The organism is Acetobacter oryzifermentans (assembly GCF_001628715.1).
Lineage (GTDB): Bacteria > Pseudomonadota > Alphaproteobacteria > Acetobacterales > Acetobacteraceae > Acetobacter > Acetobacter oryzifermentans.
Genome location: NZ_CP011120.1, coordinates 2,078,318 through 2,104,417 on the forward strand (window position 1 = coordinate 2,078,318; position 26,100 = coordinate 2,104,417).

Consider the following 26,100-nt stretch of genomic DNA (forward strand, 5'->3'; position numbering starts at 1 on the left):
TTAATCTGTATTCATCCCGGTTTTTTCATCAAAAATAGAACATAAAAAGAACAGAAAACGGCAATCTTTTGTTTGCCGCCACAAAATCAATACATTCGCGTCAGAAATCTTTTCTGCATGAATACTTAAATAATGGCGGTTTTCTGCTGTTTTTTCTGTCATTTTAATTTGCGTCCCATAACATCCCATGCTATCCCATACCAAACCACAAGTGTGGTGAAGGCGGTTCTGTTCCCCGCTGAATTGCGAACGGAAAGGCTGATTCTGCAAAGGCTTCTGACGTACGTGGGCGTATTTCTCGGCACGCATGAAAATCGATTCGACGCCAAGGGGCGTATTTCGATTCCTGCCGGGTTCCGTTCAGTACTCAAAACGCAGCAGACGGAAGGTGACGCGCTGATGATTCTCCGCCCCTCCCATACCCTGCCCTGTGTTGAGGCATGGCCTGCCGTGGCTTTTGCACGCCTGACCGAACCGCTTGATCGGCTGGACATGTTTTCTGATGAGCATGATGATCTGGCGGCTGCCCTATATGCTGATGCTTACCCCATAGACCCCGATCGTGAAGGCCGCATTATTTTACCCGAATTTTTACGTGATCATGCCGGGCTGGCAGATAGTCCCACGGCTGCCTTTATGGGCGTTGGTCGTATCTTTCAGATATGGGAACCTCAGGCCGCGCAGCAGCGCCGGGTAGAAGCACGCCAGCGTTCACGCCGCGTTAGCATTCCGGCTACAGGTGGGGCAGATTCAAAAGGGCGCAATGCATGAACGCTCTTTCTGCCTTTACACCCCCTGAAACGGCTCAGGGCCATATTCCCGTTATGTTGCCAGAAGTTCTGGAATATCTTTATCCCGCAGATGGTGAGCGTATTCTGGATTGCACGTTTGGTGGAGGCGGCTACAGCTCTGCCATTCTAAAAAGCGCAGATTGCAATGTCTGGGGTATTGACCGTGACCCGGACGCAATTGCGCGCGGGCAAGCACTCAGCCGTCATTTCCCTGCCGCCAATGGCACATCTCGCCTCCATATGTTGCAAGGCAGCTTTGGCAACATGCAGGCGCTTGCCAGTGCCGCAGGCATTTCCACGTTCGATGGCATTGTGCTGGACTTGGGCGTCTCCTCCTTTCAGTTGGATGAAGCTGACCGCGGCTTTTCCTTCCGTATGGAAGGCCCGTTGGATATGCGCATGGAAAAATCCGGGCCATCAGCCGCAGATATCGTCAACAAGGCACCGGAAGCAGAACTGGCAGATATTTTCCATTTTTATGGAGAAGAGCGCCACGCACGCCGTCTTGCCCGCGCTGTTGTAAACGCACGTTCGGAAATGCCTTTTGAAACCACAACACAACTGGCCAATCTTGTACGCTCTGTTATTCCCAAAGATCGTTCCGGCATAGATTCCGCTACGCGCGCCTTTCAGGGCCTGCGCATTGCCGTGAATGATGAACTGGGCGAAATTGAGCGCGGGCTTGAACAGGCGCTGGATATGCTGGCACCTGGTGGACGACTGGTTGTTGTTTCCTTCCATTCACTGGAAGACCGTATCGCCAAACGTATGGTGCAGCATGCCACGGGCAAGGATAAAAGCTTTTCACGCTATGATCCTCGCGCCGCAGGCACCCCAGCGCCAGAAGCCGATTTTGTGGCCCTTACACACAAAGCGCGGCGGCCCACCGATACCGAATGTAGCTATAATCCGCGCGCCAGAAGTGCACGGCTGCGCGCTGTCATGAAACGTGCTTCAACCCCTGCTTCCGTAAAAAAGGGCTAAGTCCATGATCCCCCGTCCATTTACATGCTGCTGTGCGGTTCTGGCGATTGCATCTGGCTTTTTCCTTTACACAAAGAAGCACCAGACCACCCTTCTCGATCAGCAAATTTCGCAGATCGTGAAGGAAACGGAGCACGTTCGCACACAAACATCCATCCTGCGCACGGAATGGGCTTTGGAAAACCAGCCTGAACGCTTGGCCCAGCTTGTGGCGCGGCATGAGGCTGGGTTACAGACCATGAACCCTACGCAGTTTGTACGTATGGCTGATTTGGAAAGCCACCTGCCTGCGGTTGTAAAAGATGCCCAGCCGCCTGCACCGGCATTGGTTGCAGACAAATCAACCAATGTTGCCCCCCCGCCAGTTATTGCGCCCACAGTGCACGCACCGGCTGTTGTGGCTGATGCACGCCCTGCGCACGTAACACCACCGGCAGTTCCCCATCAGGCGCGCCCCGTGGCCGCACCAACTATTGTGGCTGATGTACCGCATGTTGCAGCGGAACCTGCCCCTCGTCCACGCGCAACATCTGTAGCTGATGCCGCACCTGTTCTGCATGTACCTACCTTACATCATGATCACCCTCATACTGCGCCTGAACCCGTAGCTGCACCAGTGCGTGTTGCACAAACAACCGAGCCCGCCGTACCTTCGCACCCTGTGCACCACATGGCTGTAGAAACACCGCGCCCGCAGGCTGTTGCCTCCACCAACGTGGATGACGATGCACCTGTAGCCCCGGTTCGCCACAGCCTTACCCATGCGGCATCCCCTGCCATTCGGCACGTTGCACAAGCTTCGGATGATGATACGGCGCCAATCCGCCATCCTCTGCCAGTTGCAGCGGCTAGCTGGCATGCTACACGCCCGCATCGCGCATCTTCGGCACCTTCCAGCTATATGGAAGCGCGCGCGACTTCCGGCTATAGCAGCGGTTCTTTGCTCAGCCGCGGTGGTGATGCGCTGCCGGCTCCGGTTCCGGTTGCCAACTGATTTTTGTGGTTAAAGGCCTTTCTGACCTGACATGTCTGTCTCCCCCAATGACCCCGAACCAACGCGTACAGTAGGTGTTACGGGGGACGATTTGCGCGCCCGCGCACATCGGGACCAAATGCATGTAAGGCTTTTGGGTGTTGCTGGCGGTTTTTGCCTGATTTTTGCCGTTGTCGCCATTAAGCTTACTATTGCAACCGTCGTTCACCCCATGACGCCAGAAAAGCGGCAGATTGCGCCACAGGTTCCTGAAATTCCTAAAATTGACCCCAAGGGCAGCCTTGCTGGTGATTTCTCTCTGCCGCAAGTACACCGTGCTTCCATTGTGGATCGCAACGGCCAAACCTTGGCGCTTTCTCTGCCTGTTGCGCAGGTTTATGCAAACCCGCAAGAGCTGATCGACCCCAAGGATGTTGCGCACAAGCTAAAGTCTATCCTGAAGGATATAGATGAGCAGGAAACCGCTGATCGCCTTTCCCGCCCCAAGCAGTTTGTTTACATCGCACGTAATATTTCGCCCCAACAGGAACTGGCCATCAATAACCTTGGCATTCCGGGCATCTATTTCGAACCGGGTGAAAGGCGGCATTACCCGTTAGGCCGCATGGCCGCCCAGATTATGGGCACTGTTGATATTGACGATCACGGCGTGGCTGGGATTGAAAAATACTTTGATAAGCGCCTGCTTTCTGATCATCGCCCGCTCCATCTCTCACTGGATATTCGTGTTCAGTCTGCTGTGCGTGAAGAAGTGGCAAATGCCATGCAGACATTCCAAGCCATTGGGGCATGTGGCATTGTGATGGATGTGCGCACCGGTGAAATTATCGCCATGGTCAGTCTGCCTGACTTTGATGCCAATAATTTTGCCCATGCCACTAATGATGAGCGCTTTAACCGTGCGGTTACTGGTTTGTACGAACCGGGGTCTACCTTTAAGCTGCAAACAACGGCTATGGGGCTGGAAACAGGCACTATCCATATTTGGGATCGGTTTTCATCCGTACCGTTGCATATCGGACGCTTTACTATCCGCGATATGAAGAGTGACCATTTCTCTCCGTGGCTGACATTGCCCGAGGTGATGGCTTATTCCTCCAACCCGGCAGCCGCACATATCGCGTTGGATGTTGGGGGCAAAAAACAGTCCGAATGGCTGCGTTCCATGGGGTTTTTCTCCCCCGTTCCGGTGGAACTGCCAGAAGCTGCACGCCCATTGGTGCCACATCAATGGGGTATTGCCACGGTTATGACAGTTGGGTTCGGGCATGGCGTGGCAGAACCCCCATTGGCTATTGTGCGTGGCACAGCGGCTACGGTTAATGGCGGTATTCTGGTAACGCCTACTTTGCTGGATAAGGAAGACCCAGCCAATGCCACAGTCAGCGCGCCCGGCATAAGCCCGCAATTTGCCAGCGGCATTCAAAATGCAGCGCTTGAGCAAAGCGTGGAAGATGATACTCAAAGCAGCGGAGCAGATGCCCCAGTTACGCCCGCAGGCCCGCGTATTCTTTCCGAAAAAGTATCCAGCCTTCTGCGTCGTCTTTTACGGCTGGATGTTACCCACGGCACAGGGCGCACTGCGGAATCTCCGGGGTATTTTGTGGGCGGTAAAACCGGCACGGCAGAAAAAATTGGCCCACATGGTGGCTACCTGAAGCACGTCAATATCTCGGCTTTTACAGGCATTTTCCCCATGAACTCACCGCATTATGCTGTGTATGTTATGCTGGATAGCCCCAAACCCACACCCCAAACCCACGGCTGGACCACAGCAGGCTGGAACGCGGCACCTACTGTTTCCAAAATTGTTTCACGCATTGGCCCCATGCTCCAGATTTTTCCAGATACAGAGCATGCTGAGCAAATTGATGCGCAAATGGCTCTGCCCCTGCACCCTGCAGTGCCGCGTGGCGTAAGGCCACTTGGCCCTGGGAACGATCCGGGAGACCCGCGTAAAGCGGAAGCCGAACACAAGGCAGAAAAAGAAGCCCTTAAACGTGCTATGGCTGAACGCAAAAAAGCGGCTGCGGAGGTTATGGACGAATGAGCCTTCCTCTTTCCACCCTTCTTGCTGCTGTAGGGCTTCCGGCTCTGCCCGGAAATCCTGAAATTTCTTCCATTACAGCGGACAGTCGGCAGGTAAAACCGGGCACGCTTTTTGCCGCGTTGCCGGGTGTAAAAGCCGATGGCCGGGCCTTTATCGCAACTGCCGTGCAAAATGGTGCAGCAGCAGTTTTGGCACCCGCAGATACACAATGGCCGACTGATGTACCCGCCTGCCCGCTGGTTCTGGCATCTAACCCACGCCACGCACTGGCGCTTATGGCGGCTGTTCTGGCGGGGCCGCAGCCACAGCATCTGGTAGCTATTACTGGCACAAATGGCAAAACCAGCACTGCGGATTTTATGCGCCAGATCTGGGCGTTGCAGGGCTTTAAGGCCGCTGCCATTGGCACGCTTGGCCTTACCGGGGCGGAAGAAACTTCCATTTCATTTCCAGCACTTACCACGCCAGATTCGGTTGCCCTTGCCAATGGGCTGGCAGCGCTTACTCAAGCTGGCTTTCAGCATGTGGCGCTGGAAGCCTCATCCCACGGGTTGGAACAAGGGCGGCTAGATGGTTTACATCTTGCCGCAGCGGGTTTTACCAATCTAACACGTGATCACCTTGATTATCATCTGACCATAGAGGCCTATCGCACAGCCAAATTGAAGCTGTTTGATACCCTTTTGCCAGAACATGCCATTGCGGCTGCCAATGCCGATATGGATGCACAAACGCTCCAAGCCATCCGTGCCATTGCCGCACGGCGGAACCTACGGTTAAGGCTGGTTGGAGAGCACGGCACAACACTCCGCCTTGTAGCACATAACGCTCTCCCCGCCGGGCAGGAATTGACCATTGAACACGATGGCCGCACGAGCACGGTTCTGCTGCCTATTCCGGGCCGCTTTCAGGCAGACAACGTATTGCTGGCTGTAGCCTTGGCCGCACAGGATAATGCCGAAATTGCGCGTATTCTCCCCCTTCTGCCCCATCTTAAAGGGGTGCGGGGACGTCTGGAACGCGCAACAGTGCTGCCCAACGGAGCCTGCGCCTATGTGGATTACGCCCATACGCCAGATGCACTGGCACGGCTTTTGGCATCTTTACGCCCCCACGCACGCGGCAAACTGATTGTTGTTTTGGGCGCAGGCGGAGACCGCGATAGTGGCAAGCGCCCTCTTATGGGGCAGGAAGCCGTAAAAGGTGCGGATATTGCCATTATTACAGATGACAACCCGCGCACAGAAAACCCGGCCTCCATTCGTGCAGATATAAAAACCGGCGCTCCGCAAGCGCTGGAAATTGCAGATAGAAAACAGGCAATAGCAGAAGCTCTTTCCATGCTTAAAGCAGACGACGTACTGGTTGTGGCCGGCAAAGGTCACGAACAGGGACAAATTATAGGCAATACCATTTTACCGTTTGATGATGCCGCCGTGTTGCGCACACTGGCGGGCCATCCATGAGCCTTTTGTGGACGCGCGAAGAACTGGAAACCGCAACGGGTGGAACGTTTTTAGGAAATGCTCCTGTTTCCGTTACCGGCATTTCAATTGATACACGTTCCCTTGCCCCCGGAGACCTGTTTATTGCCCTCAAAGGCGACAACAGCGATGGCCATGCGCACATTGCTACAGCGCTAGAAAAAGGTGCCGCGGCCGTTCTGGCTCATTCAGCCGAAGGGTTAACAGACCCGCGTATTCTGCTGGTATCTGATACCATGCTGGGCCTTCAAAAACTGGCACTGGCCGCACGGACGCGCTTTAAGGGTAAAGTTGTAGCCGTAACGGGCAGCGTGGGTAAAACCACCACCAAGGAAATGCTGCGCCTTTGCTTGGCACCTTCTGGCCTGACACATGCGGCCGAGGCCTCCTACAACAACCATTGGGGCGTGCCTCTTACCCTTGCGCGCCTACCGCGAGAGGCTGCTTTCTGTATCAGTGAAATTGGCATGAACCATCCGGGAGAAATTCTTCCGCTTGCCAAAATGGTGCAGCCAAATGTGGCCGTTATCACCACCATTGGCTCAGCGCATCTGGGCCATATGGGCAGTCTGGATGCTATTGCAGCAGAAAAAGCCTCCATTATTACCGCACTGCCCGCAGGCGGTATTGCCATTGTGCCGGATGATGCGCACGGCACACCGTTTTTTACAGCAGCAGCAGTAAAAGCGCAGGCTGTTTTGTGGCCCTGTGGTGTAAACCCTCAAAGCACTGCACATCTGAGCCATTTGCAAACTGGTGCTGATGGCTCGCACTTTGATGTTTCCATTTTGGGCAAAACTTTCAACGTCCACCTTCCCGCCCCCGGCACTCATCTGGCCCGCAACGCCGTTGTGGCACTCGCAGCTTGTGCCGCCCTAGGTGCAGATGTTGCAAAAGCCGCAGCCGCATTGGCAGCTTTCCGTCCGGGCAACGGTCGTGGTGCCCTCACCAAAATTGCCGGTGGGGCCATTACGCTGCTGGATGAAAGTTACAATGCCTCAGCGGCTTCCATCCGGGCTGCTTTGGATGTTGTGCGCCATATTCCTGCCACGCGCCGTATTGCCGTTCTGGGCGATATGCGTGAACTGGGTGAATTTTCCATTTCCGAACATCAAGCGCTTGCTGCCCCTACAGCCAGTGCTGCTGACCTCGTTTTTTGCTGCGGATCCTACATGAAAACCCTTTTTGATGCCCTTCCGCCCTCTAAGCAGGGCGCATGGGCAGAAAGCGCTGCTTTACTTGCTCCTCATGTCTGCGCGGCTTTGCGCAAAGGAGACGCCGTGTTGGTGAAAGGCAGTTTAGGGAGCCGCATGCGTGATATTATTGCAGCACTCAACGCACTTCCCGCAGTGGAGTGTGCCTAATGCTGTATATGCTAATTTCTCACGCTGCGCATGATGGACACATCACAATCCTGAACCTGCTGCGCTACATCACGTTCCGCGCGGGGTGTGCGTGTATGACAGCCCTTGGCATCAGCCTGCTTCTTGGCCGCCCGCTTATTAGAATGCTGCGCCGTATCCAACGCGAAGGTCAGCCCATTCGCGCCGTTGGCCCTGAACGCCACATTCTGGAAAAAACCGGCACGCCCACAATGGGGGGGGTCCTTATTTTGATTTCTCTGGTGATCTCCATGCTGATTTGGGGAGATCTGGAAAACGGGTTTGTGTGGGCCGTTATGCTCACCACGCTGGGTTTTGGCGCCATTGGGTTTGCAGATGATTACCGCAAACTTGCGCGCCGCAACACGGATGGTCTTTCCAAACGCGCCCGGCTTGGTGGAGAATTTGGTATCTCGCTTATCTGCGGGTTATGGCTGCAATATCTTATGCCACCAGAACTGGCAAACCATCTGGCTTTTCCGTTTGTAAAAGACCTTCTGCTGCCGATGGGTATTCTCTACCCTGCGTTCGCCATGATCGTGATTACCGGCTTTGGCAATGCGGTTAACTTTACCGATGGGCTGGATGGGCTGGCTATTGGCCCCGTTATTGTGGCTTCCTTAGTGTTTGCCATTCTTTCCTATCTGGTCGGCAACCACGTTTTTGCTGATTACCTGCAAATCCACGCCGTGCCCGGTACGGGGGAACTGGCCGTATTCTGCGCCGCTCTTGTGGGGGCTGGCCTTGGGTTTTTGTGGTTTAACGCCCCTCCGGCCTCGGTCTTTATGGGGGATACAGGCTCTCTTTCCCTTGGTGGTGCACTGGGTTCCCTAGCCGTAGCTATCAAGCATGAACTGGTGCTGTGCATTGTGGGTGGCCTGTTTGTGGCGGAAACACTTTCTGTGGTCATTCAGGTGTTTTGGTACAAACGCACAGGTCGGCGTGTGTTTCTTATGGCCCCTTTCCACCACCATTTTGAGAAAAAAGGGTGGGCAGAACCCAAAATTGTCATCCGGTTCTGGATTGTCTCCATTGTTCTGGGGCTGTGTGGTCTGGCCACGCTGAAACTAAGATGAACGGCTTTTCACCCTCCCTGTTTTCCGGGCAACGCTTTGCTGTTTTCGGGCTTGGCAAAAATGGCTTGCCAGCAGTGCTTATGCTGGCAAGCACAGGTGCCACCGTACAGGTATGGGATGATGGTGAAGGTGGACGCAAAGGGCTGGCAAAAGCACTTTCCACTCTTGCGCCAAACGTTGCCACGCGTATTCAGTGCAAGCCGTTTGAAAGCCTAAATGGGTTTGAAGCACTTATTCTTTCCCCCGGCATTCCACACGTCTTACCCAAGCCACACCCTATTGCCCTTATGGCCAAGGAAGCGGGCATTCCCATTCTTTCCGATGCGGAACTGCTTTATCGGGCTGTGCGCAAATCTGGCAGCAAAGCCCGTTTTGTTGGCATTACAGGCACCAACGGCAAATCCACCACCACCACTTTGCTGGCCCATATTCTGACAGAAGCCAAACTGCCCGTAGCCGCTGGTGGCAACCTGGGGCCAGCCGCCCTTGCCCTGCCTTTGCTACCGGATAGCGGCGTATATGTGCTGGAAATGTCGTCCTACATGCTGGAACGGCTGGATACCCTGCGCTTTGATGCCGCATGTTTACTGAACCTGACGCCAGATCACCTAGACCGTCACGTAGGCATGGATGGCTACGCTCAAGCCAAAAAGCGGGTGTTCACCGGCCAGACAGGCAAGGATCTGGCTGTTGTTGGCATGGATGATACATGGTGCCGCACCATTGCAGCAGAGCTGGAACATGGACCTGCCAAGTGTGAAACCATTTCTGGCACCAATCCGGCCTGTTCTTACTACGGCAAGGATGGCGCCATATGGCACCACAGCACATGTATAGCACAAACCGGGCTAAGCCTTCCCGGTGCCCATAATGCAGAAAATGCCGCTGCTGCTATTGCAATAGCGCGCTTTCTGGATGTGCCAGATGCAACCATTGCGCAGGCTGTAGCCTCCTTTCCCGGCCTTCCACACCGGCAAAAGCTTGTAGCTTCCTGCAACGGGGTGGATTTTGTGGATGACAGCAAAGCCACCAATGCAGATGCAGCCTCACGCGCCTTGGGGTGTTATGAAAAACTGGTGTGGATTGCAGGCGGCACGGCAAAAGAAGGCGGCATTGCCTCTCTCACGCCCTATTTCCCGCATATTGCACATACATTCCTGATCGGGCGGGATGCTCCGCAACTGGCCCAAACACTAAAAGAACACAACGTGCCTTTTACTATGGCAGAAACACTGGAAAACGCCGTGCCTGCGGCTTATACGGAAGCGCACCTTACGCATACGCCTGTTGTGCTGCTTTCACCCGCCTGCGCCAGCTTTGATCAGTTTTCTGGGTTTGAGGCACGTGGCCTGCGCTTTCAGGAACTGGCAGATGAGGTTTGCGCCCGGCATGCGGGCATGACAGAGCAGTGAGAGACTGATGGCCGGTTCTTCCCGCACCGATGATTCCCCGTTTGGCCGCTGGTGGCGGAATGTAGACCGGACAACTCTGATCTGCACCTTCATCCTTATTGGTTTTGGCTACATCCTTATGCTGGCCGCCAGCCCTGCTGTGGCCGTGCGTATTGGCGCATCGCGCAATATGTTCATTTTCAAGCAGGTGATGTTTTTAGGCATTGCGGGGGTTATCGTGGTGGGCATTTCCATGCTCTCCCGCAAGGCTGTGCTGCGCCTTTCCATAATAGGCGGCATGCTTATGCTAGGGGCAACAGCACTTACCCTTGTGCATGGCATAGAAATTAAAGGGGCGCGGCGCTGGATTGCCCTGCCCATGATGTCTCTCCAGCCATCCGAGTTTTTAAAGCCCTGCTTTGCCGTTGTTACAGGCTGGCTGCTGACGCAGCGCCGTGTTTCACGCTACTTTCCCGGTATGCTTATTGCCTTTGCCCTATATGGGTTGATTATGCTGCTGCTGAAATCTCAGCCAGACATTGGCATGCTTACGGTTATTACGGCCGTGTTTCTGGTGCAGCTTTTTGTAGATGGCCTCAACCTCATTCTGGTTGCATTTGGTTTTGGCTGCATGATTGCCGCCGGTATTGCTGCGTTTTTCATCTTCCCGCATGTGCGTTCCCGCGTTGAGCGCTTTATGCACCCCGGCGTGGGGGACCACTACCAGATTGATACCGCCCTGCGCGCCTTTGGCAATGGTGGCCTACTAGGCCGTGGCCCCGGTGAAGGCCGCGTAAAAGATCTGCTGCCAGATGCCCATGCAGACTTTGTGTTTGCTGTGGCGGGGGAAGAATACGGGCTGGTTGTGTGCATGCTCATTATCTGCGTATTTGGCGTGATTGTGGTGCGCACCCTGCTGCGGCTGATCCGTGAGGACGATCCATTTGTTGTGATTGCCACATCTGGCTTGGTGACAGGCTTTGGCCTGCAAGCGTTTGTGAACATGGCTTCTTCCTTGCATCTTATTCCCACCAAGGGCATGACACTGCCATTTATTTCCTATGGTGGGTCTTCTGCCATGTCTGTTGCGTTGGCTATCGGCATGGTGCTTGCTCTTACACGGCAACAACAGGGGCGTTCCCTGGCTGGCAATAGTTTTGTAACCACACTCAGACAATGGCGGTCAGCATGAGTTCACGTACTATCGTCATTGCCGCAGGCGGCACTGGCGGACACTTCTTTCCGGCCGAAGCGCTGGCAGATACATTGGCAGAACGCGGCCACCACCTTGTGCTTATGACAGATGGGCGCGCTGGTAAGCGGGAAAGTGGTGTATTTGCCCGTGGCCCGCAATATGTTCTCAATGGTGCTGGTGTGGCTGGGCGTGGGCCAATCCGTGCCATTCGTGCAGGCGTCACCCTGTTGGCAAGTGCATGGAAAGCGCGTGCCATTCTCCAACAAATCAAGCCTGATGTAGTGGTAGGTTTTGGGGGCTATCCTTCCGTGCCGCCTTTGTTAGGCGCACGGCTGATCGGGCGTAAACACCCCGCCCTGATTATTCATGAGGGCAATGCTGTGTTGGGTAATGCCAATGCGGTTCTTTCCCGCTTTGCGGATGTTATTGCTACGTCTTTCCCTTCCGTTGCCAAGCTACCTATTGGCGCGCGTACCGTGTTTACAGGTATGCCCGTACGCCCCGCCATTGCCGCCCTTGCGGGTGAAGGATGGGTGCCACCAACAGACCATATTAACCTACTGGTATGGGGTGGTTCTCTGGGGGCGCGTATTTTCTCTCAGGTTGTGCCTGCCGCTATAGCCAAATTGCCGGAAGGCCTGCGCCAACGTATCCATATTACACAGCAGGCGCGGCAAGATGATCTGGATGCCGTGCGCACTGCATATGCAGAAATGGGTGTGCAGGCACGTGTTGAATCCTTCTTGCAGGATGTGCCCGAACTTCTAGCCTCCGCCCATCTGGTTATCGGGCGTGCTGGCGGCTCTTCTGTGGCAGAAATTACAACAGCGGGCCGCCCGTCCATTCTGGTGCCTTTGCCCATTGCCGCCAGCGATGAGCAAACGGAAAATGCCCGCGCCATTACCAATGCCGGAGCAGGCTGGATGATACGCCAGCCAGACTTCACCTCTGCGGCCCTTGCCAGCCGCCTGAATGATCTTTTCACCGCGCCGGATGAACTGGCACAGGCAGCCCAAGCCGCTGCCACGCTTGCCCGCCCGGATGCTGCCCTCCGCTTGGCCGATATAGTAGAAGAATGCTTCACTCCTTCCCCTGCACCCGCCCATCCGACGACCTCCAGCGAGACGGAGACACGCGCATGAGAGCCCTCCCCCTTTCCATCGGAACCATCCATTTTGTCGGTATTGGCGGCATTGGCATGTCCGGCATTGCTGAGGTGCTGTGCCTGTTGGGATATTCTGTGCAGGGCTCGGATATTGCAGAAAACGCTAACGTTAAACGCCTGCGGGCTGCGGGTATTCCTGTAACCATTGGTCATAAAGCCGAAAATCTGGGTGATGCACAGGTGGTGGTTATTTCCACTGCTGTTAAGCGCGATAACCCGGAAGTTGTTGCCGCACGCGCCAAGCTAATTCCGGTTGTACGCCGGGCAGAAATGCTGGCTGAACTCATGCGCCTGCGCTGGTCTGTTGCTGTGGGTGGCACACATGGCAAAACCACCACCACCAGCCTTGTAGCTGCCGTGCTGGAAGCCGCCAAGCTGGACCCGACAGTTATTAACGGTGGTATTATTGAAGCCTACGGCACCAATACCCGTATGGGGAAAGGTGACTGGATGGTGGTTGAGGCAGATGAGAGCGATGGCTCCTTCCTGCGCCTGCCTTCCGTTATTTCGGTTGTTACTAATATGGACCCGGAACATCTGGACCATTGGGGCTCCCCCGAAGCAATGGAAGCAGCTTACGACCAGTTTGTTTCCAACGTGCCATTTTACGGATTTGCCGTGCTGTGCATTGATCACCCAGCCGTGCAGCAGATGATCCCGCGCCTGTCTGACCACCGGATTGTCACCTATGGGTTCTCTCCACAAGCCGATGTGCGCGCAGAAAAACTGATTACTGACAAACTGGGCGCCACGTTCGAAGTTACGCTAACAGATCGCGTAAGCCGCCACACCCGCAAGGCTGGCCCCTTCCGTCTGCCTATGCTGGGTTCTCACAATGTGCAGAACGCTCTGGCCGCCATTGCCGTAGCAACGGAAATGGACATCAGTGATGACGTCATCCGTTCAGGCCTAGCCAGTTTCCGTGGTGTAAAACGCCGCTTTACCCGCACGGGGGAAGCCGGTGGCATTACGGTGATTGATGATTACGGCCATCATCCTGTTGAAATTGCCGCTGTACTGAAAGCTGCCCGGCAAGCTGGTGCCAGCCATGTTATTGCCGTTATGCAGCCGCATCGCTATTCGCGCCTGAAAATCCTGTTCTCAGATTTCTGCGCCTGCATGAATGATGCAGATACCGTGATTGTGTCAGATGTGTACGCTGCGGGTGAAGACCCATTGCCCGATGCCAGCCGCGACAAGCTGATTGAAGGCCTGCGTGAACGTGGGCACCGTTCGGTGGTACCATTGTCCAGCCCAGACCATTTGGCAGAAATGATCAACGCCATCGCCAAACCGGGGGATTATGTTGTGTGCCTTGGCGCAGGCACTATTACCAACTGGGCGCAGGCTCTACCTGCCCAGCTTGCTGCCCTGCAGGCAGAAGACAAGGGTGGCAACGCGGCATGAACAATCCGGCCTCCATGCAAGATATGGTCAAGCATGCTTTTGCCAATATGCGCGGAAGGCTAACACCACAGGCACCTTTGGGCCCACGCACGTGGTTTCGGGTTGGTGGGGCGGCAGAATGGCTGTTTCAGCCTGCTGATGCCGAGGATCTGGCTGGTGTTTTGCAACGCCTTTCCCCCGAACTGCCCATAACGGCTTTGGGAGCTTGCTCTAACGTCATCATCCGTGATGGTGGGTTGGAAGGCGTGGTGGTGCGTATGGCGCGTGGGTTTGCTGACATTACGGTAGAAGCTGACGGCATTATAGCTGGCTGCGCCTGTCTGGATGCCACCGTGGCCGAACATGCTGCACAGGCTGGGCTTTCTGGGCTGGAATTTCTGGCTGGCATTCCCGGTTCCATTGGAGGAGCTGTGCGGATGAACGCAGGCGCTTATGGGTCAGACATCGCCAATGTTCTGGATTGGGCCGAAATTATTACGAGGGACGGCAGCCTGATCCGGCTGGATAACGCTGCCCTGCGGTTTGGCTATCGTCGCTCTGGCCTGCCGGAAGGTGCATTTGTTATTCGTGCCCGTTTGCGGGGCACACCAGCAAATGCGCAAGATGTTGCCAACCGTATTGCAGAAGTACGCGCCGCGCGTGAGCTTTCTCAGCCTGTGCGAGCACGCACCGGGGGCTCCACCTTCCGCAATCCAGATGCAGAAACATCTGCTCGTAAAGCTTGGGAACTGATTGACGCCGCAGGGTGCCGTGGGCTGCGCCACGGAGATGCGCAGGTAAGTGAAAAACACTGCAATTTCCTCATCAATCTAGGCAATGCCACAGCAACCGATCTGGAGGAATTGGGGGAAGACGTGCGCACACGCGTTGCCCAGAATTCTGGCGTTTCCCTGCACTGGGAAATCAAGCGGCTAGGTAAAACGGAGGCCTCCCCCAAATGAGTGCACCAAAACGCGTTACCGTACTGATGGGCGGAATGTCTTCCGAGCGCGTAGTCAGCCTTTCCTCCGGGCAAGGTGTGGCTGAAGCGTTGCGCAGCAAAGGGTATGATGTTTGCACGTTGGATGCCCAAGCAGATCTGGCAGCACTGGTTGAAACACTGAACACACAAAAGCCGGATGTGGTGTTTAACGCCCTACATGGTCGTTTTGGTGAGGATGGCTGTATTCAAGGCATTCTGGACTGGATGGGCATTCCCTATACCCATTCGGGTATTCGGGCCTCGGCCACTGCCATGAATAAAGCTGCTGCCCGTGCTATTTTCCAAACTGCCGGATTGCCTGTAGCCGAAGGGATGGTGGTAGATATTGCCACCCTTGCCGATGCAGATCCCCTACCCACACCATATGTTGTGAAACCACTCAATGAAGGCTCATCCGTTGGGGTTTCCATTGTGCGTACGGGTTCCAACACGCGGGCAGATATTGTTAAAAACTGGACTTTTGGCCCACAAGCCCTTGTAGAAGCCTTTATTCCGGGCCGTGAAATTACCGTAGGTGTTATGGGGGATCGTGCTCTCACCATTACGGATATTACCCCCACCGGCACGGGGCATGATTTTTACGACTATGATTCCAAATATCAGGTCGGCGGTTCTGCCCACGTTCTGCCTGCACAAATTGATGCTTCTAGCGCCAAACTTGCGCTGGAAGTTGCTGTAAAGGCTCATCAGGCTTTGGGCTGCTCTGGCGCATCGCGCTCTGATTTCCGGTTGGATGATACCAATCCGGAGCAGCCACACCTCATTCTGCTGGAGGTCAACACGCAACCGGGTATGACGGCAACTTCCCTGTTACCCGAACAGGCCGCCTATTGTGGCATCAGCTACCCGGAACTTTGCGCGTGGCTGGTTGAACAGGCTACCTGCCGACAATGAGGGTGCCCCCATCTCCTGCTGACAGGCCCTCTCGCATCGGGCTTTTTCTTAGGCGGCAAAAACGTTTGCTGCGGCCTATTACCGGGCTGCTGTTTCTGGCCGTTCTGGGTGGTGCTGGATATATCAGCCTGAAAATTCCTGCTGTGCAGGAACAGCTCGCCCCTTTGCGCGATAAGCTGCTGGGTACCTCTGCCCTGCGCGTTACCAGCATTCATATTGACGGTGCGCAGCTCACCAGTGAGCAAAGTATTCGGGATGCATTGGGTGTAGAAGTTGGAGACCCCGTGCTAGATTTTAGTGTTTCCGCTGCACGGGAAAAACTGGATACCCTGCCTTTTGTTGATCACGTTACCATAGAACGCCATCTCTCTGGCGAAATTGACGTGCATATTACCGAACGCCTGCCCTATGCTGTCTGGCAGCATCAAGGGCATTTTGAACTGATAGATAAGCAAGGCAACCGTGTGCCAGACCAAGGCATGACAGGTAAGGATGCAGAAGCCTTTACCAAATTGCCGTTGGTTGTGGGGGATGGCGCAAACACATCCGCTGCCAACCTGATTGATATTATAGCACAAGAACCAGACATTAAAGCCCGTGTTACGGCTGCTGTACGTGTCAGTGACAGGCGTTGGAATCTTACACTGCGTGATGGCGCAACCGTGCTTTTGCCAGAAGGCGAGGAAGCACCGGCCATTCACAGGCTGGCAAAAATCAACGCTACAACACGGCTGTTGGATCGGCCCGTGCTGCTGATAGATATGCGCCTGCCAGACCGGTTGACCATTAAGGAAAAACCACCTGCATCTCCACCACCATCGGATGCAGGAAATAACACGCAAGATACTTCTGCACCGCACAAGGCAGATGCTCCCAAACCGGTCTCGCATCCTGTGCACCCTGCAGCTAAAGAAGCAAAAAAAGATAACCCGGAGGAAAACCCAGATGAGTGACCCCACGCGTTCACCCGCTTCCTCTGGATTTAGTCTTTCTGATCGGCTGCATAAAAAGCGCACGACAGCGGCAACTGGATCTTCCCTGCTGATGAGTGGCGGGGAAAGCTCTCTCCCCTTGCCACCTAGCGAGAAAAACAAACGGCCACATACATGGCGCAATGGTTACACCGCTGTTCTGGACATTGGTTCCACCAAAATCACCTGTCTGATTGGCAAAGGTGAGCCCAACGGCAATTTACGCGTGGTTGGTTATGGCTGGCGGCGTTCTGCTGGTGTGCGTAATGGGGCCATTACAGAATTGCAGGAAGCAGAAGCTGCCATTCGGGCCACCGTTGGGCAGGCCGAAACCATGGCAGAGCGCCCGATTGACAAGGTGGTGGTTAATCTTTCCTGCGGGCATCCGGCCAGCCGTCTGTTTAACGTGCGCTGGCCTATTGGCGGCCGGGTTGTCACAGAAGCAGATATTCGGCGTGTGGTAACGGAAGGCCGTATTCAGGCCACCGTTCAGGGGCGTGAAGTTATTCATACCCTCCCCATAGATTTTACCGTGGATGATACGGAAGGCGTTTCAGACCCACGGGGCCATTTGTGCGAAACGCTCAAAGCTCGCCTGCATATTATAGATGCGGCCACCACAGCACTGATGAATCTGGAAACTGTGCTAAGCCGTGCGGAACTGAAAATGGAAGCCTTGGTTTCGTCTCCTCTCGCTTCTGGCCTTTCCGTGCTGGATGCAGATGAGCGAGACCTTGGCACTACCGTAGTGGATATGGGGGGTGGCACCACATCTCTGGCGGTGTTTGGTGAAGGGCAAATTCTGCATACGGCTCAGATTGGTGTGGGCGGCCTGCATGTTACGCGTGATATTGCACGCGGGCTCAGCACCTCCTTGGAAAATGCCGAGCGCCTGAAAACCTTTTACGGCAGCGCAGATCTGGCATCAGATGTTGAAGATGAAGTGCTTACCGTTGAACTTTTGGGCAATGATGTCCCGCATTTTGAGCAGGTTTCACGCGCACAGCTCGGCCATATTATCCGCCCGCGCGTAGAAGAAACATTGGAACTGGTGCGTGAAAAACTGGATGGAGCAGGCCTTGGCACTGCGGCCAGTGGGCGCATTGTGTTAACTGGCGGCGCATCCTTGCTAGATGGCATTCGCCCTATGGCAGAACGCATACTTGGCATGCCAGTCAGTTCTGGACGTCCTTCTGGGGCAGGGTTTACGCGCTCCGTTCGCCTTGGGCGGCCTAAGCATATTATTGGGCTGCCCGAAAATACTGCTGCTGCTGCTGGCTTTGCAACAGCCGCTGGATTGCTGTTCTGGGCTGCCAGCGCAGAACGTCCTTTTGGAGACGTGGAGTTTCGGGAAGCAGCCCCTTCCGGCTTTTTACAAAAACTCGTCGCTTTTATTCGAGAGAGGGTTTGATTTAGCTTACAAATTCTTGGTAATCTGAATGTAATCTTATTTCTCTAAGCATATACCGGTAAGCTGCAGCCGTTCGGGAGACACACATGACACTCAACCTGACCGTTCCACCCCAAACACATGCTGATTTTTCCCCAAAAATCACAGTTATTGGTGTTGGCGGTGGGGGAACGAACGCAGTTGACAACATGATTGCGTCCAACCTGCAGGGGGTTGATTTTGTTGTTGCCAACACCGATGCCCAAAGTCTGGAAAAAAGTCTGGCAGATAGCCGAATCCAGCTTGGCCCACATCTGACCCACGGTTTGGGTGCCGGCGCAAAGCCAGAAGTAGGCCGGGCTGCGGCAGAAGAAGCAGCAGATGAAATTGCACGGTATCTGGATGGCGCTCACATGGTTTTTATCACCACCGGCATGGGTGGTGGCACGGGCACAGGCGCAGCCCCCGTTATTGCCCGCATGGCGCGTGAGCGGAATATTCTGACCATCGGTGTTGTCAGTAAGCCTTTTGCTTATGAAGGCAAACGCCGTGGACGCGTTGCGGATGAAGGTATCAAGGAACTTCAGCAGTATGTTGATACGCTGATTGTTATTCCCAACCAGAACCTTTTCCGTATTGCCAACGAACGTACGACCCTACGTGAAGCCTATCAACTGGCTGATCAGGTGCTCAACATGGGCGTGCGCGGCGTAACCGATCTGATGATGGATCGTGGTTACGTTAATCTGGATTTTGCCGATATCCGCAGCGTTATGGCTGAAATGGGCAAAGCCATGATGGGCACAGGTGAAGGTGAAGGTGAAAACCGCGCTGTAGAAGCAGCAGAAGCCGCTATTTCCAACCCGCTGCTGGAAGATACCTGCATGTCCACCGCCAAGGGCCTGCTGGTGAACGTAACCGGTGGCGAAGACATGACCTTCTTTGAAGCAGAAGAAGCATTTAACCGTGTCTGCCGTGAAGTGCCTGAAGACGCGAACATGATCTTCGGGACTGTTATTGATGAAAAAATGAGCGGCCGTATCCGGGTATCTGTGGTTGCCACTGGCATTGATATGCCTTCCGATTCGACCGATCGTCCGCATTTGGTGGCGGTTGAGGGTGAGGCTCCGGCAGAACAGCCGCAGGCTGCTGTTGGTGGCGCCGCGCCAGCGCCGACTACTGCGCCTGCTCCACCCACAACAACGCAGGCTGCGCCTTCTACACAGGCCACAGCGGCACCGCAGCATGCGCAGGTTTTTCAGCCCGCTGGCGCCAATAATGTTTCTGCTCCGCCAGCACATACAGTGCCGGTACAGGCTGCGCCAACAGCAGCCACCAACCACCAGCCTCAACAGCTACGCCCGGCGGTATCTCCCCGCGCTGGTCTGTTTACTGAAACGCCGCGCCAACCCGCCGCAGCCCCTCAGCAGCAGGAAGCCCCAGCACATCGCAGCCTTTTTGGCCGCGTAACTGGTGCGTTCCGCCGCAACGGAGCCGATGCTTCCCGGCAGGAACCCAACGCTCAGCCGCGCCCCACCATCAGCCAAGCTGATCAGGGATCTGGCCTGCGTTCTGGTGAAGGAGATTCGGGGCTGGAAATTCCTACCTTCCTGCGCCGTTAATTTTTTATACTTTACTCTATAAATGCGTCGCCTTTCATAAGGCGGCGCATTTTTTATGTAATAGATGGCAATAATCGTTGACTGGCTTCTCCCAGAAACAAGCTTTAGCGTTGTCATAACTTTCTATCTACGCAAGCATAGGATGCCCAGATAATGGACGGTCTGCTAAGGGAGCCTCTCCTGTATTCCGATATTGTAGAAAGCCCAGTATCTTTTATGCCATCTATAAGGAAAACCCCGTCTGCTTTGCAGCATACGCTTCGTCATGCCATTTCGTGCACTGGCACGGGGCTGCATACGGGGCAATCCATTCGCATGAGCTTGCATCCTACCAGTGCCGGACATGGCATTGTGTTCCAGCGTACAGATCTGCCCAATGCGGCCCCCATTGCGGCCCGATACGATAACGTGTTGGAAACACGCCTAAGCACCGTTTTGGGTGAAGCTCAACGCCCAGAAAACCGGGTGGCTACGGTTGAGCATCTTATGGCGGCCTTGAATGGCTGCGGCATAGATAACGTGCTTGTTTTGATTGACGGCCCGGAAACTCCGGTTTTTGATGGGTCTGCCGCCGATTTTGTATTCCTGCTGGATTGCGCCGGGCGGAAGGCGCAGGATGCCCCCCGCCGTTTTATTGAAGTTTCCAAGCCCATTCGGATTTGCCATAATGATTCATGGGCAGAGCTTCACCCCATAGCAGGCCACCACCTTCATCTTTCCCTGAGCATTGATTTTCCGGCAAAAGCCATTGGCCAGCAAAGCTATAGCGCCGAGCTTACGCCGTGGTCTTTCCGCCATGAACTGGCAGATAGCCGCACTTTTACCCTTAAAGCGGAAATTGAAGCCCTGCATCGCGCCGGACTGGCACGCGGTGGCTCGCTCGACAATGCCATCGTGGTGGATGATGACCATATTCTCAACCCATCGGGCCTGCGTAAGCCGGACGAATTCATTCGGCATAAAGTCATGGACGCGGTGGGGGATCTCTACCTTGCCGGTGGCGTATTGTTGGGTGAATTCCGGGGCCACAGATCTGGCCATGCGTTGAACAACCAAGTTCTACGCGCCCTTTTTGCAGACCAGAATGCGTGGCGTGATATCACGACATCCCTACCCGCTGCGTCCGCCGCCTGATGCCTTTTTGGCGCAATAACGAATCAATAGCTGTTTCATTGCTTTTCTTGCGCAGTGGGCATGCTATAAGATGCCGTCTCTAAATGAAGAGCCGGTATGTCTGACATTTGTATCAAACCACAGTTACTTCGCCACGTCCTGCCCCGCGTGCTTTCAGTTGCCCTGCTGACGAGCCTGGCAGGCTGTGGCTTGTTTAATGAAAACAAGAAGCTGCCGCCGGCTCCCAAAATTGCTGCGCCTGAAACCCTTTACAATAACGGCATTGATGCCCTGCGCACTCGGCGCTATGCCCTTGCAGCTTCAGAGTTTGAAACGCTTCAGCAGAATTACCCCTATTCTGGTTACATCGCGAATGCCCAGCTTATGGAAGGCTACGCGTATTACCTGAAAGGGAAATACCCCGAAGCCGTGCAGCAGCTTAACCGCTTTATTAGCCTACACCCCACCAGTTCAGATTCCGCCTATGCCTATTATCTGCGCGCCCTGTGCTTTTACGAGCAGATTGCAGATGTCCAGCGCGATCAACAAGGCACGGCAGAATCTATGGATGCGCTGGAAGAAGTGATCACACGCTTTCCGCAGTCCAAATACGCACGTGATGCGCAGCTAAAAATTGACCTCTGCCGAGACCATCTGGCCGGTAAGGAAATGCTGGTTGGCCGCTATTATCAGCGTGAAAAGAACTACGAAGGCGCGATCAACCGCTACCAACGTGTGGTGCAGGATTTCCAGACCACCAACCATGTGCCCGAAGCATTGGAACGCATGGTGGAAGTGTATCTGGATCTGGGATTAACGGATCAGGCCCGTAAATCTGCCATTGTGCTGGGTTACAATTACCCCGGCAGCAAATGGTATCGCTATGCCTATGATAATCTGCACCGCTATCATTTGCTAACGGATAAGTTCCCTATTCCCGGCAAAATTGTTTCTGCATCTGATATGCCCAAAGATGCCGAACCCGGAACAGCTGGCGCCAAAAAAGGCACAGCTATGGAACCAGATGCTCTGGCAACAGATACGCGTAATGAAAACACACAGCCGCAGGCCATGCCTATTAAGGCAGCACCTGTTACACCTGTAAAAGCAGAACCTACTGCTCCGGCTGCCCCTGCAAGCTCACCTGCAAAATAAAGAACACATAGAGAACATTTTTCTGGCGGCTCGTGCCTGAAATGAGTATTGTGCATTTGCCGCCCCTCGCGGGCGGGGCAAGCAGGAAGCTATTGGCTTTTGTGTTTTGCCGTCTTTCCTGTCCTTTGGGCGCAAGCCCGGAAAACCGGATGCCATTATGCTAACAAGCCTTTCCATCAGGGATGTTGTTCTGATTGAAACGCTCGATCTCTCACTCCACGCAGGTTTTACTGCACTTACAGGGGAAACCGGAGCGGGCAAATCCATTCTGCTAGACAGTTTGGGCCTTGCCATGGGTGATCGTGCAAGCGCTGGCCTAGTACGTGCCGGTGCACCAGAAGCGCGCGTAACTGCCAGTTTTGATGTTTCTGCTTCACACGAGGCATTCGGCATTCTGCAAGAGCAGGACATTCCCGCAGAATTACAGGAGCCCTTGGTTCTACGCCGTGTTATCTCCAAGGAAGGCCGCTCCCGCGCATGGATCAACGATCAGCCTGTTGGTATCACGCTTTTGCGGCGCGTGGCCGCAACCCTCATTGAAATTCAAGGCCAGCACGAGCAAATGGGGCTGGCCGATTCCAGCACACATCGCGGTTTGCTTGATGCTTATGGTGTCAAACCTTCCCTATTAAGTGGTACTGCTGGTGCGTTTGATCGTTGGCAAACCCTGCGCTCAGAACTTGCCAATGCACATCGCGCTTTAGAAGAAGCCGCGCGGGAAGAGGAATGGCTGCGCCATACGGTTGATGAACTCACAGCCCTCGCCCCGCAACCGGGTGAGGAAGAGGAATTGGCCCAACAACGCCATGCGCTTCAACAAGCTGAACGACGTGGAGAAGCTATAGCCGCAGCCCTTTCCGAACTCACCCCCAAAGACAGACGCTCCCCCGGCCCGGCCGCCGCCTTACGTGGCGCAACCCGCGCCCTGCTACGCCTTGTGCCAACAAATGCGTCCGCTCCCTCCCCAACATCGGCAGAAGCCGAACCGTTAGAAGCCCGCACAACAGAAGCCCTCACAGCGCTGGAAAATGCCGAAAACGCTTTGGCAGAAGCCGAAAACCTGCTCTCCCGCTTAGCTGCGGACACAGAAGCCAACCCGCGCCTGTTGGAAGATACAGAAGAGCGCCTGTTCGCCCTTCGCACCGTGGCACGCAAACATTCCATTCCCGTAGATGATCTGGCAGAGTTGCTTACTCGGCTTTCTAGCCGCCTGACAGCACTGGAAAACGGCACGGCGGCGCTGGAATCTCTTAAAATTGCAACTGAAGAAGCGCGGCTGACATATATTCAAAAAGCCAAAGCGCTGCACGAAGCCCGCACCAAAGCTGCCAGCAAGATGGAGCAGGCCGTTACCGCAGAATTAAAGCCTATCAAACTGGAAAAAGCCCGCTTTCTGGTGGATATCAAGCCGCTTCCTGCTGAACAGTGGAGCAGGCAGGGTATGGAACAGGTGATCTTTCTGATCGCGGCCAACCCCGGCCAACCAGCAGGGCCTTTAGCTAAAGTTGCGTCTGGTGGTGAGCTTTCCCGCCTTATGTTGGCGCTTAAACTGGTTCTGGCTGGTCAATCAGGTATTGGTACACTGATTTTTGATGAAATTGACGCGGGCGTTGGGGGAGCTACGGCCGCCGCCATTGGTGAACGCCTGCATCGGCTTGCGCAAAATGTGCAGGTTCTGGCTGTTACCCATAGCCCTCAAGTGGCGGCCAGCGCAGATGCACATTTGCGTATTGGCAAACTTACCCGCAACGGCCAAACCGTAACACACGCCACCCCACTTACAGATACCGAGCGTAACGAGGAAATTGCGCGTATGTTGGCCGGTGATACAGTAACCGATGCCGCCCGCGCCGCTGCCGCCAGCCTACTTGGACATGACAACAATGCCTGAACCCGCCTTTCTTCCCGCTACAATGACACTCCAACAAGCACGGGAAGAACTGGAGCACCTTGCTGCCGAAATTGCCCACCATAATGTGGCTTACGATCAGCACAATGCGCCAGAAATCAGTGATGCAGAATATGATGCCCTGCGCAGGCGGTATGATGCCATTGTGGCTCAGCACCCACAGGCCGAACCAGAAAACAGCGCAGCCCAAGCCGTAGGGGCCGCACCCGATACAGCTTTTGGCAAGCACATCCACCTTGTGCCCATGCTCTCGCTGGACAACGTGTTTGACCGGGAAGATTTTGAAGGCTTCATCAGCCGCGCCTCACGCTTTTTAGGGCTGGATCAGGAAGCGACAGAACAACTGATTTTTGTAGGGGAGCCCAAAATTGATGGCCTTTCCATCAGCCTAACCTACGAAAAAGGCCGTTTTGTACGTGGCACCACCCGCGGAGATGGCACTGAAGGCGAAGACGTTACCGCCAATTTGCGCACGCTTAAGGATTTGCCGTTACGCCTTTCTGGCTCCTACCCCGATCTCATCGAAATTCGTGGTGAGGTTTTTCTTTCCAAAAAGCACTTTCTGGAACTCAACGCAGCGCAAGAAGCTGCAAACAAACAGCTGTTTGCCAACCCGCGTAATGCAGCAGCGGGTTCATTACGGCAGCTAGATTCCAAAATTACGGCACAACGCCCGCTGTCCTTATTCGCTTATGCGCTTGGTTTCTGCTCAGAAAAAATCAGCCGCAGCCATTGGGCTTATCTGGAGCAACTCAAAGCATGGGGTTTTCCGGTTAATCCGCTTTCTCGCCAGATTAAAGGCGTAGAAGATGCCGAAGTCTTTTTTGCGGAAGTCAGCCAGAATCGGGCTGAACTTGCCTACGATATTGATGGCGTTGTTTACAAAATTGATGATCTGGCCCTGCAAGAACGCTTAGGTTTTGCAGGCCGCGCCCCGCGCTGGGCCATTGCGTGGAAGTTTCCGGCGGAACAGGCGGTTACCCGCCTGAAAGAAATAGAAATTCAGGTTGGACGCACAGGTGCGCTTACCCCTGTTGCACATCTGGAGCCGGTAAATGTTGGTGGTGTGCTGGTTATGCGCGCAACCTTGCATAATGAAGATGAAATTGCCCGCAAGGATGTCCGCCCCGGTGATATGGTTTTTATCCAGCGGGCGGGAGATGTTATCCCTCAAGTGTTGGGCGTTGCCCCTTCTACAGATAGCACGCCCCGGCAGGCCCCTTATCAGTTCCCCGATCGTTGCCCTGCTTGCGGTGCGGCGGCGGTGCGGCCAGAAGGCGAAGCTGTGCGCCGTTGCACAGGTGGGCTCACCTGCCCCGCGCAGGTTGTGGAGCGGCTGATCCACTTTGTTTCCCGCCAAGCGTTTGACATTGAAGGCTTGGGAGACCGCAGTATTCGTGAATTCCACGATATCGGCCTGATTTTAACACCTGGTGATATTTTCCGTCTGCATGAACACGCCGCAGATATAGAAAAGCGCGATGGTTGGGGCGAGCAATCTGTTCAGAAGCTGTTGCAGGCCATAGAGAGCCGCCGCACCATTTCTCTTTCTCGTTTTATTTATGCGCTTGGCATCCGTCGGATTGGCGCCAGCAATGCCCGCCTGCTGGCACGCCACTATGGCACCTATGAAAACTGGTTTAACCAGATGCAGGCTGCCGCCATTATTGGATCTGACGCACGGCTGGAACTGGGTTCCATTACCGGTATAGGCACGACCACAGCGGAAGATCTGGTGGCCTTTGTGGCAGAAGAACATAATCTGCAAACATTGGCGGATTTACGCGCAAATCTGACCATAACGGAAGAAACCGCAGCATCCGAAGGTGCCTTGGCTGGCAAAACCATTGTGTTTACCGGCACCCTACACACCATGACACGGCCAGAAGCCAAAGCAACGGCAGAACGCATGGGCGCTAAGGTTTCGGATTCTGTTTCCAAAAAAACAGATCTGGTTGTTCTGGGGGAAAAAGCTGGCTCAAAGGCCAAAAAGGCTGTGGAACTTGGCCTTCAAACCATGGATGAAGCAGAATGGAACGCTTTTTGTTCCGAGCAGGAATAGCGCAGCGCGGCACACGTTTTTTTGTATTCTGATACAAAAGAGAGATTGCCCGCCCAGCAAAACTGCGTCATGCTACTTTCCAA

At 54.7% G+C, this 26,100-nt stretch carries 21 protein-coding genes; 20 read left to right on the top strand and 1 reads right to left on the bottom strand.

Annotation, left to right across the window (positions count from 1 at the left end; translation table 11 throughout):
• Entirely contained in the window at positions 1–309 is a 309-nt protein-coding gene (locus WG31_RS15550; protein WP_157884524.1) for a hypothetical protein, read from the bottom strand.
• Between WG31_RS15550 and mraZ the strand changes: the two genes are divergently transcribed.
• The 20 genes from mraZ to ligA all read left to right on the top strand — a co-directional run bounded on the left by mraZ (position 286) and on the right by ligA (position 26,017).
• Entirely contained in the window at positions 286–771 is a 486-nt protein-coding gene (mraZ, locus tag WG31_RS09855) for a division/cell wall cluster transcriptional repressor MraZ (protein ID WP_035351980.1), read from the top strand. The genes WG31_RS15550 and mraZ overlap by 24 nt on opposite strands.
• Positions 768–1,775 carry a 16S rRNA (cytosine(1402)-N(4))-methyltransferase RsmH gene (rsmH, locus tag WG31_RS09860; protein WP_063354409.1) on the top strand — a complete coding sequence of 336 codons (1,008 nt, stop codon included), beginning with the start codon at positions 768–770 and terminating at the stop codon, positions 1,773–1,775. Before mraZ ends, rsmH begins: the two co-directional genes overlap by 4 nt.
• 4 nt (positions 1,776–1,779) lie before the next feature.
• Positions 1,780–2,769: a cell division protein FtsL gene (ftsL, locus tag WG31_RS09865; protein ID WP_063354410.1), complete on the top strand. Its 990-nt coding sequence runs from the start codon at positions 1,780–1,782 to the stop codon at positions 2,767–2,769.
• Positions 2,770–2,800: 31 nt separating this feature from the next.
• Entirely contained in the window at positions 2,801–4,819 is a 2,019-nt protein-coding gene (locus WG31_RS09870; protein ID WP_063354411.1) for a peptidoglycan D,D-transpeptidase FtsI family protein, read from the top strand.
• Positions 4,816–6,285 carry a UDP-N-acetylmuramoyl-L-alanyl-D-glutamate--2,6-diaminopimelate ligase gene (locus WG31_RS09875; RefSeq protein ID WP_063354412.1) on the top strand — a complete coding sequence of 490 codons (1,470 nt, stop codon included), beginning with the start codon at positions 4,816–4,818 and terminating at the stop codon, positions 6,283–6,285. The genes WG31_RS09870 and WG31_RS09875 overlap by 4 nt, the downstream gene beginning before the upstream one ends.
• Positions 6,282–7,667 (top strand): UDP-N-acetylmuramoyl-tripeptide--D-alanyl-D-alanine ligase, encoded by a 1,386-nt coding sequence (locus tag WG31_RS09880; protein ID WP_063354413.1) that lies wholly within the window; start codon positions 6,282–6,284, stop codon positions 7,665–7,667. The genes WG31_RS09875 and WG31_RS09880 overlap by 4 nt, the downstream gene beginning before the upstream one ends.
• Entirely contained in the window at positions 7,667–8,761 is a 1,095-nt protein-coding gene (gene mraY, locus WG31_RS09885) for a phospho-N-acetylmuramoyl-pentapeptide-transferase (protein ID WP_063354414.1), read from the top strand. The genes WG31_RS09880 and mraY overlap by 1 nt, the downstream gene beginning before the upstream one ends.
• Positions 8,758–10,173: a UDP-N-acetylmuramoyl-L-alanine--D-glutamate ligase gene (gene murD, locus WG31_RS09890; RefSeq protein ID WP_063354415.1), complete on the top strand. Its 1,416-nt coding sequence runs from the start codon at positions 8,758–8,760 to the stop codon at positions 10,171–10,173. The genes mraY and murD overlap by 4 nt, the downstream gene beginning before the upstream one ends.
• A 7-nt stretch (positions 10,174–10,180) precedes the next feature.
• The gene (locus WG31_RS09895; RefSeq protein WP_006117418.1) at positions 10,181–11,344 is read left to right on the top strand and encodes an FtsW/RodA/SpoVE family cell cycle protein; all 1,164 of its coding nucleotides are present in this window, start codon (positions 10,181–10,183) and stop codon (positions 11,342–11,344) included.
• Positions 11,341–12,489: an undecaprenyldiphospho-muramoylpentapeptide beta-N-acetylglucosaminyltransferase gene (gene murG, locus WG31_RS09900; RefSeq protein ID WP_063354416.1), complete on the top strand. Its 1,149-nt coding sequence runs from the start codon at positions 11,341–11,343 to the stop codon at positions 12,487–12,489. The genes WG31_RS09895 and murG overlap by 4 nt, the downstream gene beginning before the upstream one ends.
• Positions 12,486–13,919: a UDP-N-acetylmuramate--L-alanine ligase gene (gene murC / locus WG31_RS09905; RefSeq protein WP_063354417.1), complete on the top strand. Its 1,434-nt coding sequence runs from the start codon at positions 12,486–12,488 to the stop codon at positions 13,917–13,919. Before murG ends, murC begins: the two co-directional genes overlap by 4 nt.
• On the top strand, positions 13,916–14,860 hold the full coding sequence (gene murB / locus WG31_RS09910) for a UDP-N-acetylmuramate dehydrogenase (protein WP_063354418.1): 945 nt from the start codon (positions 13,916–13,918) through the stop codon (positions 14,858–14,860). Before murC ends, murB begins: the two co-directional genes overlap by 4 nt.
• Positions 14,857–15,795, top strand: a complete 939-nt coding sequence (locus WG31_RS09915; RefSeq protein ID WP_063354419.1) for a D-alanine--D-alanine ligase — start codon at positions 14,857–14,859, stop codon at positions 15,793–15,795. Before murB ends, WG31_RS09915 begins: the two co-directional genes overlap by 4 nt.
• Positions 15,792–16,748, top strand: coding sequence for a cell division protein FtsQ/DivIB (locus WG31_RS09920; protein WP_063354420.1), 957 nt, complete (start codon positions 15,792–15,794; stop codon positions 16,746–16,748). The genes WG31_RS09915 and WG31_RS09920 overlap by 4 nt, the downstream gene beginning before the upstream one ends.
• Entirely contained in the window at positions 16,741–18,177 is a 1,437-nt protein-coding gene (gene ftsA, locus WG31_RS09925) for a cell division protein FtsA (protein WP_063354421.1), read from the top strand. The genes WG31_RS09920 and ftsA overlap by 8 nt, the downstream gene beginning before the upstream one ends.
• An 86-nt stretch (positions 18,178–18,263) precedes the next feature.
• Positions 18,264–19,778: a cell division protein FtsZ gene (ftsZ, locus tag WG31_RS09930; protein WP_063354422.1), complete on the top strand. Its 1,515-nt coding sequence runs from the start codon at positions 18,264–18,266 to the stop codon at positions 19,776–19,778.
• A gap of 153 nt (positions 19,779–19,931) precedes the next feature.
• Positions 19,932–20,912, top strand: a complete 981-nt coding sequence (gene lpxC / locus WG31_RS09935; RefSeq protein WP_063354423.1) for a UDP-3-O-acyl-N-acetylglucosamine deacetylase — start codon at positions 19,932–19,934, stop codon at positions 20,910–20,912.
• A 96-nt stretch (positions 20,913–21,008) separates the two neighbouring features.
• Positions 21,009–22,046, top strand: coding sequence for an outer membrane protein assembly factor BamD (locus WG31_RS09940; RefSeq protein ID WP_063354424.1), 1,038 nt, complete (start codon positions 21,009–21,011; stop codon positions 22,044–22,046).
• Between the two features lie 157 nt (positions 22,047–22,203).
• Complete coding sequence (recN, locus tag WG31_RS09945; protein ID WP_063354951.1) at positions 22,204–23,937, top strand: DNA repair protein RecN; 1,734 nt, start codon at positions 22,204–22,206, stop codon at positions 23,935–23,937.
• Complete coding sequence (gene ligA, locus WG31_RS09950) at positions 23,930–26,017, top strand: NAD-dependent DNA ligase LigA (RefSeq protein ID WP_063354425.1); 2,088 nt, start codon at positions 23,930–23,932, stop codon at positions 26,015–26,017. The genes recN and ligA overlap by 8 nt, the downstream gene beginning before the upstream one ends.
• Positions 26,018–26,100: the final 83 nt, after the last annotated feature.